Origin of the sequence: Streptomyces sp. NPDC014991 (genome assembly GCF_043080665.1) — a bacterium.
Classification (GTDB): Bacteria; Actinomycetota; Actinomycetes; order Streptomycetales; family Streptomycetaceae; genus Streptomyces.
Genome location: NZ_JBIBVY010000007.1, coordinates 192,243 through 204,849, shown reverse-complemented (window position 1 = coordinate 204,849; position 12,607 = coordinate 192,243). Strand labels below are relative to the sequence as shown.

Here is a 12,607-nt window from a genome sequence, read left to right as displayed (position 1 = left end):
GGGGCTGACCGGTCCGTTCCCGTCGGGCACGCTTTCCGCATGACACAGCCACAGTCCGCCGAGCAGCTCCCCTACCACCGTCTGGCCCGCCTCTCACCGCGTCACCGGTGGTGGCGTCCCCTCCTCGGGACCCTGGTCGCGGCCGTGACGTACCTGCTCACGATGGTCCTTCTCGCCGTCCTCCTCGCCGCGCTGGGCGCCGCCCTGGGGTACCCGGAGGACGCGGACGGCTGGCCCGAGTTCGGGCCCGTCTCCAGTACCGCCATGGACCTGCTCGCGATCGCGACGGGGATACCGGTCGTGCTGCTGACCGTGCGCTGGATCGGACGGCGCCCGGCCGGCACGGTCTCCTCCGTCACCGGGCGGCTGCGCCTGCGCTGGCTGACGCGGTGTCTGCTGACCGCGGTGCCGGTCCTCGGCCTCGCGACCGGCGGCATGCTCCTGCTGCCGGCGGACGGTGAACCGGCGGCCCAGTGGGCGGGGTGGCCGGTCTTCGGGCGGGCGCTCGCCATGCTCGTGGTGCTGGTCCCGTTGCAGGCCGCCGCCGAGGAATACGTCTTCCGCGGCTGGCTGACCCAGACCGCCGGGGCGTTCGTGCGCTCGCCGTGGGCCGCGCTCCTGCCGCAGGCCGTCCTGTTCGCCGCCGCCCATGGCTGGGGCACGCCCTGGGGTTTCGCCGACCTGGTGGCGTTCGGGGTGGCCGCGGGCTGGCTGACCTGGCGGACGGGCGGCCTGGAGGCTTCCATCGCCCTGCACGCGGTCAACAATCTCCTGGCCTTCGGTGTCTCGGCCGCCGTCGTCGACGGGCTCAGCGGCGACGAGACCGCGGCGGACGCGCCCTGGCAGGTGGTCGCCCTCGATGTCGCGGGCATGGCCCTGTACACCGCGGCCGTGGCCTGGTGGCTGCGCCGCCGGCACCTGGACCGCACGGCCACGGCACCGCAGCCGCCGGCTCCGGTCCCCGCGTACCCGTATCCGTACCCGTACTTGGCGGGCGCCGCCGGGACCGGCCAGTGGTCCGGCCGGCCGCTCACGGGGGCACCGGACCCGGCCGGCCCACCGCAGTGGGCGGACCGGCCGGGGCCGGGCGCCGTCGTGTCGGAGGACCCGGCGCCGGGTACGGCCGTTCCGCCCGGGCGTCCAGGTGCCGGGGGCGGGGCCGCGGACGGCACCTGAGCGCCACCGGCCCCTGTCGGGCGACGGACGTCCCGCCGGCACGCGCAGGTGGACCCGTGCCGTCTCGCGTCGCGTGTCCCTCAGCCCGGGGCCGGCGATCGGCTCCCGGGTCGTCCACGTACGCTGACGGGTATGGCATGCCGCATCAGTGAGCTGGTCATCGACGCCGCCGACCCGGACCGGCTCGCCGCATTCTGGAGCGAGGTCCTCGGCTACGTCGAACTCGGCCGGGAAGACGACGGAAGCATCGAGATCGGGCCGCCCGACGCCGGCTTCGGCGGTCCGCAGCCCACCCTCGTCCTCAGCCCCAGCAGCGAGCCGCGGACCGGGAAACTCCGGCTGCACATCGACGTCAACGCCACCGACCGCGACCAGGACGCCGAGCTGGAACGGCTGCTCGCTCTCGGCGCCAGGCCCGCTGACGTCGGTCAGACCGGCACAGAGAACTGGCACGTCCTGGCCGACCCGGAAGGCAACGAGTTCTGCCTCCTGCGCACCCGGCTGAAGCCTGTGTGAGCACGATCGTCCTGGCGCCGGGCCGCACGCCTGGCTCAGTCCGTGTGCAGCGCGGTGCGCAGGGTGGTGACGGCGAGGCGGCCTGGGCGGCGTGGGTCTCACGCAGGGCGTTGAGCATGACGAAGTCGTGGATGATGCCCTGGAAGCGTACGGCCGTGCCCGGGACGCCGGCTTCCCGGAGCTTGTCGGCCGGCCGCCGGCGCATGCGGGGCCGGGAGGGCGCCGGGCGCCGGGCGTCGGGCGCGCGACGCGGTGCGCCGCACCGCCGTGCGCCCGCGCGGCCCGGCCGGGTCCGTATCCTCACCCGGGAGACACGGATCGGCCGGCCGGCCGCGGAGCCGGTCCGGCAGACGCCGAACCCGACGTGCAACGGCCGCAGGCGTGGCTGGACGGCCTCGTCCGTGCCGCCGCGGCCCGGACCGCCGCCCGAACGGTCCGCGCCGTCCCGACCGGACCGGCAACCGCGCCACCCGGGCGCCCCGCGACCGTGGCGCGCCCGGCCCCGAAACCCTCGTAACCAACCATCAGGAAGGTGACGACATGTCCGCCAAGCTCACCGTGAGCGTCCTGGGCACCGGCATCATGGGTGCCGCGATGGCCCGCAACCTCGCCCGGGCCGGACACACCGTCCGGGTCTGGAACCGCACCCGCGCCAAGGCCGAACCCCTCGCCGCCCACGGCGCGCACGTCGCCGGCACGCCCGCCGAGGCCGTCGAGGGTGCCGACGCCGTCCTGACCATGCTCTACGACGGGCGCGCCGTCCTGGACGTCCTGCGGGCGGCCGCCCCCGCCCTGCGCCCCGGCACCCTCTGGGCGCAGTCCACCACCGCCGGCACCGAGGTCATCGGCGAACTGGCCGCCTTCGCGCACGAGCACGGCCTCGTCTTCTTCGACGCACCCGTACTGGGCACACGCCAGCCCGCCGAGGTCGGCCGGCTCCTCGTCCTCGCCGCGGGGCCGAGCGAGCACCGCGACGCCGTGGCCCCGGTGTTCGACGCGGTCGGCTCGCGCACCGTGTGGACCGGCGAGGACGGCGCGGCCGGCAGCGCGACGCGGCTGAAGCTGGTCGCCAACAGCTGGGTCATCGCGGCCACCGCCGCGGCCGGCGAGGCGATGGCCCTGGCGCGGGCGCTCGGCGTGGACCCGCAGAGCTTCTTCGACGCCATCGACGGCGGCCCGCTCGACATGCCTTACCTGCGCGTCAAGTCCGGCCTGATCCTCGACGACCAGCTGTCCCCGGCCCAGTTCGCGGTGGACACGGCCGCCAAGGACGCCCGGCTCATCGTCGAGGCGGGCGAACGTGAGGGTGTGCGTCTGGACGTGGCCGCCGCGAGCGCGGAGCGTCTGGAGCGTGCCGCGGCGCAGGGTCACGGGGCTGAGGACATGGCCGCCGCCTACTTCGCCAGCTTCGATCCCGACGGCCGGCCGTCCGCCTGAGGGGCCCGTGCGCCCGGGGGTGCCGTCACGGCTCGGCGGGGTGCCGGCTGGCAGGGGAGCGGCTCGCGGGTGGCCGCGCTGGTGACGGCGGCCGGCCGACCGCCCGGGTGAGCCGTCGCGCGGGGCCCTCAGGGCTCCGGGGTGCGCGCGGCCGGGGCGTGGGCGGCAGGTTCGTCCGCGTGCCGTGCCGGCGCGGCGGCATCCGTGCCGCTTCTCGTCCGTCGGGTGCCGCGGCGCTCGCCCAGGAGCGTGGCGGTGACGGAGGCGCAGGCGACTGCGGCGATCCCGAGCCACTGGGGCCAGGCCAGCCGCTGCCCGAGGATCAGCAGGCCGAACAGGGCACCGGCCGCCGGCTCCAGGCTCGTCAGCACACTGAAGACGCGCGGCGGGATACGGCGCAGTGCCTCCAGGTTGAGCGAGTACGGCAGCACACTGGCGGCCACCGCCACCACGGCGGCCACCCACAGCACGTGCGGGTCCAGGAGCGCGGCGCCGGCGTGCGCGACACCGTACGGCGCGCTCAGCAACGCGGCGCCCAGCACCGCGAGCGCCAGCCCCTGGCCGCCGCGCACGCGCTGGGCCATGCGGGCGGAGACGAGGATGTATCCGGCCCAGCAGCACGCCGCCACCGCGGCCAGAGCCAGTCCGGCGGGAGCCAGGGGCATACCGCCCCCGCCCAGCAGGAGGACCCCGCCGGCCGCCACGCAGGCGGGCAGCAGATCGACCGGTCGCCGGGAGCCGGCGAGCGCGATGACGAACGGGCCGAGGAACTCGATCGTGGCCACGGCCCCCAGCGGCAGGTGCCGCACCGCCTCGTAGAACGCGAGGTGGTGTCCCGCCAGCAGGGCGCCCGCACCGGCCACGGTCCACCCGGCGCCGCGCACCGCGGTCAGCGCCCGCCGCCGGGGACGCCACACCGCGCACAGCAGGACACCCGCGATCAGCAGCCGGAGGAACACCACGCCCGCGGCGCCCACCTGGGGGTAGATCCGCGGTGCGAGGGCCGCGCCGAACTGGATGCCGCACACGCCGCCCAGCACCAGCCCGGGCGCGGGCACCCTGCCCAGGACCGTGGCGGACGTGTGTGCCTCGCCGCCCCGGCGCATGTCAGCCGGCCGTCCGCAGCAGCAGCTTGCCCGTCGAGGTGCGTCCGCCCAGCAACCGGTGCGCCCCGACCGCGTCCGACAGCGGGAACTCGGCGGTCACCGGAAGGCGAACGGTGCCGTCGGTGACCGTACGGAAGGCACGCTCGGCGAGTGAGCGGAGCGCGTCGGGCGCCGTCTGCGCGAGACTCAGGACGGAGAAGCCCGCGACGGACCGGCCGTGGGGATACAGCTCCGGCTGCCCGACGTGCCACGGCTCCTCCCCGCTCGCGTTGCCGAAGGACACCAGGCGTCCGAAGACGGCCAGCGCGCCGAGGCCCTGGCGCAGCGTGTCGCCGCCGACCGGGTCGAGCACCAGGTCGACGCCCCTGCCGCCGGTGGCCCGGTGGACGTCGGCGGCGAAGGTGTCGGTGCCGAACACCTCGTCGTAGCCGTGTTCCAGGGCGTGTGCCGCCTTGTCGGGCGAGGAGACCACGCCGTAGACGGCACCGGCGCCCGCCGCCCGGGCCAGCTGCCCGGCCGCCGTGCCGACACCGCCGGCCGCGCCGTGCACGAGGACGGTCTCGCCCGCGCGCAGCCGCCCCACCTCGTGGAGCAGGGCGTGGGCCGTCGGCAGGACCGTGGGCAGCGCGGCGGCGGTGCGCGGGTCCAGGCCGTCGGGGAGCGGGAAGACGGTGCCGGCGTCGGCGGCCACCACCTCGGCGTAGGCACCGCTGTCGACGAGCGCGACGACGTCCTGCCCCGGCCGCAGGCCGGTCACGCCCGCGCCGACGGCCCGGATCCGCCCGGAGACCTCCAGGCCGGGGCGGAAGGGCAGCTCGTTCACCCGGTATCCCTCGGCGCGCGCCTTGAGGTCCGCGAAGTTCACCCCTGTGTACGCGGCGTCGATGGTCACCTGCCCCGGCCCCGGCTCGGGGACGTCGGCCTCGACGACCTTCAGCACCTCGGGACCGCCGTACTCGTGGAACTCGACCGCACGCATCAGCAGTACGCGCCCTTCTGCGAGTGTTCAATCGGAAGCGAACACTGACGACTGTAAGATGACGGTCGAACACTAGGCAAGCGTCCGGCGCACTTCGGAGTGTCCGGGCGGGGACGGACGGGGGAGGGGCAGCCCATGCCGAAGCAGGCCGAGAGCGGCGGTCACCGAGCGGCGCCGGTCCACACGGACCCCGCGCGGGTCCCGGTCCTGACCGCGCTGTCCGCCCTCGCCGACCCCGTACGCATCCAGCTGATCCGGGAACTGGCGTCCTGTGCCGACTGGACGCGCAGCTGCGGCAGTTTCGACGTGCCGGTCGGCAAGGCGGCGCTGAGCCACCACTTCTCGGTCCTGCGCGGTGCCGGACTGGTCGAGCAGCGGGACGAGGGCCCCCGGCGGGTCAACCGGCTGCGCCGCGCGGAGTTCGACGCGCGCTTCCCCGGCCTCCTCGACCTGCTCCTGCGCCCCGACGGCGCCACCGACTGACCGACCGCCCGGCGTAAGCGGGGCCGGGGCCGGCGTCGGCCGGCCGCACCGGCCGCCGAACCGTGTACCTGACAAGGACCCCACCTTCGCCTCGGCGCGCCCCACGAGGAGGCCTTCTCCGCGCGCTGTGAGGCCGTACGACCGGCGGGTCGGCACCGTTCCCCCCCGCCCCCCGTCCGTGGCATCGTCACCCCCGACCCGATTGGTCTGTACCTGCCTCGGGCCGATGGGGTACCGATGAGTGACCCGACGCCTTCCACAGAGGGGACCACGGCCGATGCGCAGCACCACCGTCCTACCGGGAACCCCCAGCCTGCCGGCCCCGGCCGGGGACGTCCCCCTGCACCGGCTGGAGGTGGCCGGGCCGGCCGCCCTGCCGTTCGCCGCGGGCACCTTCGAGGCGGTCGGCCCGCTGTCCCGCTGGGACCGGCCGCACCGGCACACCTTCTACGAGATCGTCCATGTGAGCGCCGGTTCCGGCACCCACGTCGTCGACCTCGCCCGGTGGCCGGTGCGGCCCCCGCACCTGGCGGTCGTCCTGCCCGGCCAGGTGCACCACTGGGAGGGCGGCCCTGGGCCGGAGGGGACGCTCGTGCTGTTCACCGACGACTTCCTGGTGGACCACCCCCGCGACCGCCGGATACTGCGGGGGCTCGGCCGGCAGTGCTGGTTCGCGCTGGACGCCGAGGACGACCGCTCCGTCGGGCGCCTGATGGCCGAACTCGTGACGGAACACCGGCAGCGGGCCCCGGGACACGAGAGCGTCCTGCGCTCCCTGCTCCACGTGCTCGTCGTGCGCGCCGCCCGGCTGCCGGGCCGCACCGGCGACGGCCGCGAAGCGGAGGCCGAGGGACGGCCGGCCGCCGTGGCCGAGGCGTTCACACGGCTGCTCACCCGTCCCGAGGCGGCGGGGTGGTCCGTGCGGGAGTGCGCCGGCCGGCTGGGCGTGACGCCCGGCTACCTCACGCAGGCGGTGCGGGCCGCCACCGGCCGCCCGCCCGGACGGCTGCTTATCGAGGCGCGCGCGTACCAGGCACAACAGCTGCTCGCGCACACCCGGTTGTCGGTACGACAGGTCGCCGCCCGCACCGGATTCACCGATCCCGCCTACTTCAGCCGGTTCTTCCGGCGGGAGACCGGCAGCAGCCCCGGCGACTTCCGAAAACACCACAGCCGCCCTCACCAGTCCCTCGAAGCCCCGCCGGCGCACCCCTAGGTTCGTTGCCGATCCCCCCAACAGGAGGAACAGCCATGGACGGAACAGGCACGAACGGAACAGGCACGAACGACGTGGGCGCGGAGGACGGGACGAGGTCCGCCCGGCTCGTGGGCCGCAAGACGGTGCTGCGCGCCGCGATCGCGGCCACCGCGGCGATCCCCGTCGCCCTGATGGGCGGCCCGGCCCTCGCCCGGACCCTGACCACGGTCGGCACCGGGCCAGGCCTCACCCCGCCGTGCGACGACGGCGACGACCCCACCCCGGAACAGATCGAGGGCCCGTACTTCAAGCCCCGTTCGCCGGAGCACACCAGCCTTCTGGAACCGGGCACGCCGGGAACGCCCCTCACCGTGACGGGCTACGTCTTCGGCCGGGCCTGCCGCCCCCTGACCGGCGTCCTGCTGGACTTCTGGCAGGCCGACACCAACGGCGCGTACGACAACACCGGGTTCCGGCTGCGAGGGCACCAGTACACCGACTCCCGGGGCTCGTTCGCACTCACCACGATCGTGCCCGGCCTCTACCCGGGCCGCACCCGGCACCTCCACGTCAAGGTGCAGTCGCCCGGCCGGCCCGTCCTGACCACGCAGCTGTACTTCCCGAACGAGCCGCGCAACACCACCGACACGATCTTCGACCCGCGGCTGCTGATGACCGTGCGGGACGCGGGCGGCGGCCGGGAGGCGGCGTTCGACTTCGTCCTCGACGTCCCGCAGGACCCCGGCCCGGGACCCGGCCCCACCCCGACGGACACCCCGCCGCCGGGCGGCACCTGGGCCGTGGGCGTCACCTACCGGGCCGGGGACCGGGTGACCTACGCGGGCCGCGCGTACGCCTGCCTCCAGCCGCACACGGCCCAGCCGGGCTGGGAGCCCCCCGCGGTCCCGGCCCTGTGGCGGGCCGCCTGACAGTGAGGGGCGCGGCGGCCCGTGACGGCCGCCGCGCCGCGCCGCCCGCCCGCCCGCCCGGCAGGCCGGGCGGAGCGGGGAGTCAGGGGGCCGGGTGAGGCGGAAGGAGCCGGCGGGCGGTCAGGGCCAGTGCGGTCTCGACCAGGTCGGCGGGGCGGGCCAGGGAACGGCCGGTCAACCGCTCGTAGCGGCGCAGGCGGTTCAGGACGGTGTTGCGGTGGCAGTAGAGCCGGCGGCTCGCCCGCTGCGCGGAACCGTCGCAGGCCAGCCAGGTGGTCACCGTGTCCAGCAGCACGTCGGCGTCGGCCGGGTCCAGTCTCCCGAGCGGGCCGAACGCGCGCTCGACCAGTAAGGAGGCGAGGTCCGGACTGGACATCACGAACGCCTCGGGAAGGTGATCGTCCAGCCGTACCGTGCCGCCCGTGCCGGGGCACAGCCGCAGGGCGGTGTCCGCCAGCCGGCGCGCCTCGCCGACCGCGGCCAGCCCGTCCACGGCCGGACCTATCCCGACGCGCAGTCCGGACGGTGGTGCGGCCGGCATGGCGGTGAGGCCGTCCTCGGCCGCGGCCGCGACGATGCCGTATCCCGTGCCCGGGCCGGTGTGCCAGTGCACCCGCACACACGGGGGCAGCAGGGCGCGCACGGCGGCGGCGGACCGCGCGCCCGCGACCGCGACGACGGTGTACCGTCCCCGCTCGGGCAGCCCGAGGGCCTCGGCGGTCTCCGGCAGGTCGGCGACGCGGCCGGTGCCGTCGAGCAGGGCGGCGGCCAGCAGCCGCACCCGGTTCTCGCGCCGCCGGGCGAGCCGCCGTTCGGTCTGCCGGTAGGCGTCCGCGACGAGCGTGCAGTGCTCGTCGACGAAGTCCCAGACGTCGCCCGCCACATGCACCAGGAGCCGGACGTCCTCGGGAGCGGTGCGGGAGGTGACGTCGACGAGTTCCTGCCACACCAGCGAGCCGCCCAGGCGGTAGGCGTGCAGCACCGCGTCCAGGGGGATCCCCTGCTCGGCGCGGATGACACCGATGCGCCAGGAGCAGCGACGCGCCGTTTCGCGGGTGCCGCGCGGGTCGAGCAGGCAGGAGACGCTGTACCGCAGCGAGCGGTGCACCTCCTGCCAGGTGCCGGGACGGTCGCCGTCCAGCGCGGCCCGGTACGCCGGCTGCCGTTCCCGCAGGGCGGCGACCAGCCGGTCGGTGAGGCCGGGCAGGCCGTCCAGCAGCGTGCGGGCGGCACGGTGCAGCACCCGTAGGGCCTCGGCGTCGATCAGCGGCCGGGAGCGCGGCGCGCGCGGCCGGGGTGCGGGCTGGGATCCCGGCCGGAACACGGGCCGTGGCCGTACGGCAGGGTGCATCGCGGTTCTCCCCGGGGGCGGCTGACTCGTCGTGCTCGAAGAATGACATACCGCCTGGTCGGTCCCTAGAGCTGTGCAGCGGACTTTTCCGTCTGCTCCACCAGGCGCGCCAGTTCCATCCGGGAACGGACGCCGAGAGCGGCGAAGATGTTGCGCAGGTGGTAGTCGACGGTGCGGGTGCTGACCGACAGGCTCAGGGCCACCTCCCGGTTGGTGAGGCCCTGGGCGACACCGCGGGCGATGCGCTGCTGCTGCGGGGTCAGCCGGGTCAGCGCGTCCGGCCGGGCGCCGCCGCCCCGGGCCACCGCTCCGCCCGCCGCCGCGGTTCCGCCCGATCCGGCCACTCCGTTCGCCCGGAGTTCCGCCGCCGCCTGCTGCGCCCACGGGCGGGCGCCGCACCGCTCGAAGCCGAACTGGGCGGCCCGCAGCTGGGCGCGTGCCTCGCGCAGCCGGCGGCGTCTGCGCAGCCACTTGCCGTAGAGCAGCTCCGTGCGGGCCCGTTCGAAATCACCGGCGGACTCCTCGTGCCGGCACAGCGCCTGCCGGTACAGCGTGTCGGCGGTCTCGGGCGGGGCCAGCAGGGCGCGGCAGCGCAGCAGCTGGGCGGGGGCCTGGGGGTCGGCGTCGCACGCCGCCCAGCGCGCGAAGTCCTCGACCGCGTCCCGGGCCTGGTCCGGCTGTCCGGCGAGCGCGCACGCCTCCACATAGCACGGTACGGCGAGCATCCAGACGGCGAAGTGACCGCGCCCCGGGCCCGGCCGGACCAGCGGGCCCAGCCGTTCGGCGGCCTCACGGGGCCGGCCGTGGCCCAGATCGGCGCGGGCGGTCGCCCACTGGGCCAGGGCGGCGGCCTGAGCCAGCCCGTGCCGGCGGGCGACGGCCAGCGCGGCCGTCACGTGCTCGGCGACGGCGTGCGCCTCACCCTCGATCGACGCCGCCAGGGCCAGTACGGCGTGGTGGTGCGCGGCCGTGTTGCGCTGCCCGGTGCGGTACGCGGTGCGCAGGCCTTCCTCGGCGTGCGTACGGGCCAGCGTGTGCCGCCCGGCGCGTAGTTCACCGTAGGCCAGGTACTCCAGGGCCTGCGCCTCGTGCACGGCCGACCGGTTCGTACGGGCCACCGCGAGCGCCCGCGCACCGGCCCGCCGGGCGGCGGCGGTGTCCCCGAGCAGCAGCGCCGCCGCGGCTGCCCGCAGAAACCGCTCCGGGTCGTCCGCCGGGTGGGGGACTGGTCCGAGGGTGTCCGTCGCATGGGTTGGCCGTTCGGGGGCGTCCGCCGCCCACGCGCCTTCCATGACGCGCCGCAAGGGGGTGGCGGCCTGGTCGAAGCGGCCCAGCAGGACCGCTCGCAGGCCCGCGCGGTGGTCGAGCAGGACGGCGGACGGTACGACGATGACGCCGGCCGGCCGGCTCAGGGGGTGAGGGCCGGTGGGTGTGAGGGGGGCCTCGGGCGACGAGGACACGGCACGGGAGCGGGCGGGCAGGAGAGGGAGCCCGGCCGGCGGGGACACGAGGTCCGAGGGGGCCGGGTGGTCCCCGCCGCACGTGCCGGACGGGGAGTGGGTGTGGGCCGGGCCGTCCTCCAGCGCTCGCAGGCACGCCGCGAGGTCGCCCGCCGACCAGGCGGCGTCCGCGGCGCCCAAGACGGCCTCGGCGGACCGTTCGGGGTCGTGGGGCGCGAACAACGCCGCTGCGAGCAGCAGGGTCTCCCGGGCGTCGTCCACCGGGCCGTCCCAGCGCAGTACCGTCCCGCGCAACAGCTCGGCACGCGCGCGTGACGCCGGGGGCGCCGGGCGACCGCGGACCGTGTCGAGCAGGCGCAGGGCGCGGCCGGACTGCCCGGCCAGCAGGGCCTGTTCGGCGGCGGCCGTGTACCACCGGACCTGCTGGGCCCCGTCCGGCGTGAGTTCGGCGGCGCGTGTGTGGGCGGTGCAGCGCAGCGCGGGCGGGGTCGCCGGGGCCGGGTCGGACGCGGCGGCCGCCAGGTCGGCGGCGAGCGACGGGGCGGGGGCCGAGACGGTCCAGGAGCGGTGCAGCAACGCCGGCGTCCCGCGCCCGTCGGGCAGCACACGGGCCAGGGCGTCATGGGTGGCACGGCGCCGCTCGGCCGGCGCACTCGCGTACACCGTGCGGCACAGCAACCAGCTGCGGAAGCCGAGCCGGCCGTCGGCGGCGACGAGCGACTCGGGCCATGGGACGACACCCGGAACACGTCCGCTCGCGGCGCTGGGTACGTGGGGGCGCGGAGTGAGGTGGCCGAGGGGCACAGGACGCGGAGCAGGGTCGCTCTCGGCCGGGACAGGCGCCTGGGGCGGCGGACCCGGGGCCGGAGGAGGGGCGCTCTCGGCCGAGTGGTGGAGGCGGCGGTCGGGCACGGGGCCGACGGCGGTGCTGGGGTGTGACGTCGGCAGGAGGCCGGGCCACGGCGTGTGTCCGGCGAGCCGCGCGAGCGCGCGCCGCACGAGGTCGGCCTCGACGGTCGGCTCACCGGAGACCTGTACGGCTGCCGCGGTCACCAGAAGCAGGTCCCGCTGCGCCGGGAGCAGCTCGGCGAGGTGTCCACCGGCCAGCGCGGTCAGTGTCCCGGCGTCGGCCAGCGGACGCGGCAGGGGCGCGAGGCCGCGCAGCTGAGCCGGGGTCAGGCGGTGGAGCAGGCGCAGCAGGAGTGCGGGGTTGCCCTCCGCCGCTGCCGAGATCTCGTCCCGTACCGCATGGTCCAGCACGCCCTGTGCGGCGTCGTCCAGCAGGGACGCGGCGTCCGGCGGGGCCAGGGGGTCCAGGCGCAGCAGCGGCAGACCGGCGAACTCCGGGTCCACCGGCCGGTGTCCGGCGACGCTCAGCAGGAGGGCGACCCTGCTGCCCGCGGCGAGGCGGGCGGCGAGCCGGCCGAGAGCGGCCCGGGAGGGGGCGTCCCACAGGTGGGCGTCGTCGACGCACAGGAGTACGGTCCGGGGCGCGGCCGTCGCCTCGAGCGCACCGATGATCTCCCGCTCCGGATCGGCGGCGCACACGGTGCCGGGCGGCACTCCGGCCGCGCGGCACAACGCCCGCAGCCCGGCCGGCGGGTGACCGGACGGCGTGGGGTCGGCGGGTACGGTCACGACCGGCCCGGCGGTGAACGCGCGTGCGGCCCGGACGAGCAGGGCCGAGCGACCGCTGCCGGGCTCGCCCGTCACGACGCATGCTCCGTCGCCGCGCAACCGGTCCCACAACGCGGCCGTCACCTGCCGTTGCGGACCCGGCCGGTACCGCGGGGCGGGTCCCAGGGGCGTCTGTCCGGTCATTCCCGCGACCTTACTGAGGCGTAAGGAAGACCGGAAGCCGTACGTCCGGGTCGTTCGTCCGGGCCCGCAGGGCCGCCACCTGGGCATTTCCTGCTGGCCGGCGCGGCCCGCCTTGTGACGCGGCACAACGCCGGTGCCTGCGAGCGGTGCA

Annotated in this window: 10 protein-coding genes and 1 pseudogene; 6 read left to right on the top strand and 5 right to left on the bottom strand. The window is 76.4% G+C overall.

The window, feature by feature from the left end:
- Positions 1-39: 39 nt before the first annotated feature.
- Both ACF1BE_RS14215 and ACF1BE_RS14210 read left to right on the top strand, forming a co-directional pair.
- Positions 40-1,176, top strand: a complete 1,137-nt coding sequence (locus tag ACF1BE_RS14215; protein ID WP_392199291.1) for a CPBP family intramembrane glutamic endopeptidase — start codon at positions 40-42, stop codon at positions 1,174-1,176.
- 132 nt (positions 1,177-1,308) lie between these two features.
- The gene (locus tag ACF1BE_RS14210) at positions 1,309-1,692 is read left to right on the top strand and encodes a VOC family protein (RefSeq protein ID WP_392199290.1); all 384 of its coding nucleotides are present in this window, start codon (positions 1,309-1,311) and stop codon (positions 1,690-1,692) included.
- Positions 1,693-1,727: 35 nt separating this feature from the next.
- Here ACF1BE_RS14210 and ACF1BE_RS14205 read toward each other — a convergent pair.
- A pseudogene (locus tag ACF1BE_RS14205) lies at positions 1,728-1,882 on the bottom strand (esterase); the annotation flags it as partial.
- Between the two features lie 350 nt (positions 1,883-2,232).
- Between ACF1BE_RS14205 and ACF1BE_RS14200 the strand changes: the two are divergent.
- Positions 2,233-3,129 carry an NAD(P)-dependent oxidoreductase gene (locus tag ACF1BE_RS14200; RefSeq protein ID WP_392199289.1) on the top strand — a complete coding sequence of 299 codons (897 nt, stop codon included), beginning with the start codon at positions 2,233-2,235 and terminating at the stop codon, positions 3,127-3,129.
- 128 nt (positions 3,130-3,257) lie between these two features.
- Here ACF1BE_RS14200 and ACF1BE_RS14195 read toward each other — a convergent pair whose 3' ends face one another.
- Positions 3,258-4,235: a DMT family transporter gene (locus tag ACF1BE_RS14195; RefSeq protein ID WP_392199288.1), complete on the bottom strand. Its 978-nt coding sequence runs from the start codon at positions 4,233-4,235 to the stop codon at positions 3,258-3,260.
- Between the two features lies 1 nt (position 4,236).
- The gene (locus ACF1BE_RS14190) at positions 4,237-5,214 is read right to left on the bottom strand and encodes a zinc-binding alcohol dehydrogenase family protein (RefSeq protein WP_392199287.1); all 978 of its coding nucleotides are present in this window, start codon (positions 5,212-5,214) and stop codon (positions 4,237-4,239) included.
- A 135-nt stretch (positions 5,215-5,349) separates the two neighbouring features.
- Here ACF1BE_RS14190 and ACF1BE_RS14185 point away from each other — a divergent pair, with 135 nt between their 5' ends.
- From ACF1BE_RS14185 to ACF1BE_RS14175, 3 genes are all read left to right on the top strand, one after another.
- Positions 5,350-5,697, top strand: a complete 348-nt coding sequence (locus tag ACF1BE_RS14185) for an ArsR/SmtB family transcription factor (protein WP_392199286.1) — start codon at positions 5,350-5,352, stop codon at positions 5,695-5,697.
- Positions 5,698-5,974: 277 nt separating this feature from the next.
- On the top strand, positions 5,975-6,913 hold the full coding sequence (locus ACF1BE_RS14180) for an AraC family transcriptional regulator (protein ID WP_392199285.1): 939 nt from the start codon (positions 5,975-5,977) through the stop codon (positions 6,911-6,913).
- 35 nt (positions 6,914-6,948) lie between these two features.
- Positions 6,949-7,824: a carbohydrate-binding protein gene (locus ACF1BE_RS14175; RefSeq protein ID WP_392199284.1), complete on the top strand. Its 876-nt coding sequence runs from the start codon at positions 6,949-6,951 to the stop codon at positions 7,822-7,824.
- An 82-nt stretch (positions 7,825-7,906) separates the two neighbouring features.
- Here ACF1BE_RS14175 and ACF1BE_RS14170 read toward each other — a convergent pair whose 3' ends face one another.
- Together ACF1BE_RS14170 and ACF1BE_RS14165 are read right to left on the bottom strand one after the other, a co-directional pair.
- A complete protein-coding gene (locus tag ACF1BE_RS14170) occupies positions 7,907-9,175 on the bottom strand; it encodes a helix-turn-helix domain-containing protein (protein ID WP_392199283.1) in 1,269 nt (422 codons plus the stop codon).
- A 65-nt stretch (positions 9,176-9,240) separates the two neighbouring features.
- The gene (locus tag ACF1BE_RS14165) at positions 9,241-12,396 is read right to left on the bottom strand and encodes a LuxR C-terminal-related transcriptional regulator (protein ID WP_392199394.1); all 3,156 of its coding nucleotides are present in this window, start codon (positions 12,394-12,396) and stop codon (positions 9,241-9,243) included.
- Between the last annotated feature and the right edge of the window lie 211 nt (positions 12,397-12,607).

Coding starts and splice junctions, on each gene's coding strand:
- ACF1BE_RS14215 (WP_392199291.1), top strand. CDS start 40: ATGACACAGCCACAGTCCGCCGAGCAGCTCCCCTACCACCGTCTGGCC.
- ACF1BE_RS14210 (WP_392199290.1), top strand. CDS start 1,309: ATGGCATGCCGCATCAGTGAGCTGGTCATCGACGCCGCCGACCCGGAC.
- ACF1BE_RS14200 (WP_392199289.1), top strand. CDS start 2,233: ATGTCCGCCAAGCTCACCGTGAGCGTCCTGGGCACCGGCATCATGGGT.
- ACF1BE_RS14195 (WP_392199288.1), bottom strand. CDS start 4,235: ATGCGCCGGGGCGGCGAGGCACACACGTCCGCCACGGTCCTGGGCAGG.
- ACF1BE_RS14190 (WP_392199287.1), bottom strand. CDS start 5,214: ATGCGTGCGGTCGAGTTCCACGAGTACGGCGGTCCCGAGGTGCTGAAG.
- ACF1BE_RS14185 (WP_392199286.1), top strand. CDS start 5,350: ATGCCGAAGCAGGCCGAGAGCGGCGGTCACCGAGCGGCGCCGGTCCAC.
- ACF1BE_RS14180 (WP_392199285.1), top strand. CDS start 5,975: ATGCGCAGCACCACCGTCCTACCGGGAACCCCCAGCCTGCCGGCCCCG.
- ACF1BE_RS14175 (WP_392199284.1), top strand. CDS start 6,949: ATGGACGGAACAGGCACGAACGGAACAGGCACGAACGACGTGGGCGCG.
- ACF1BE_RS14170 (WP_392199283.1), bottom strand. CDS start 9,175: ATGCACCCTGCCGTACGGCCACGGCCCGTGTTCCGGCCGGGATCCCAG.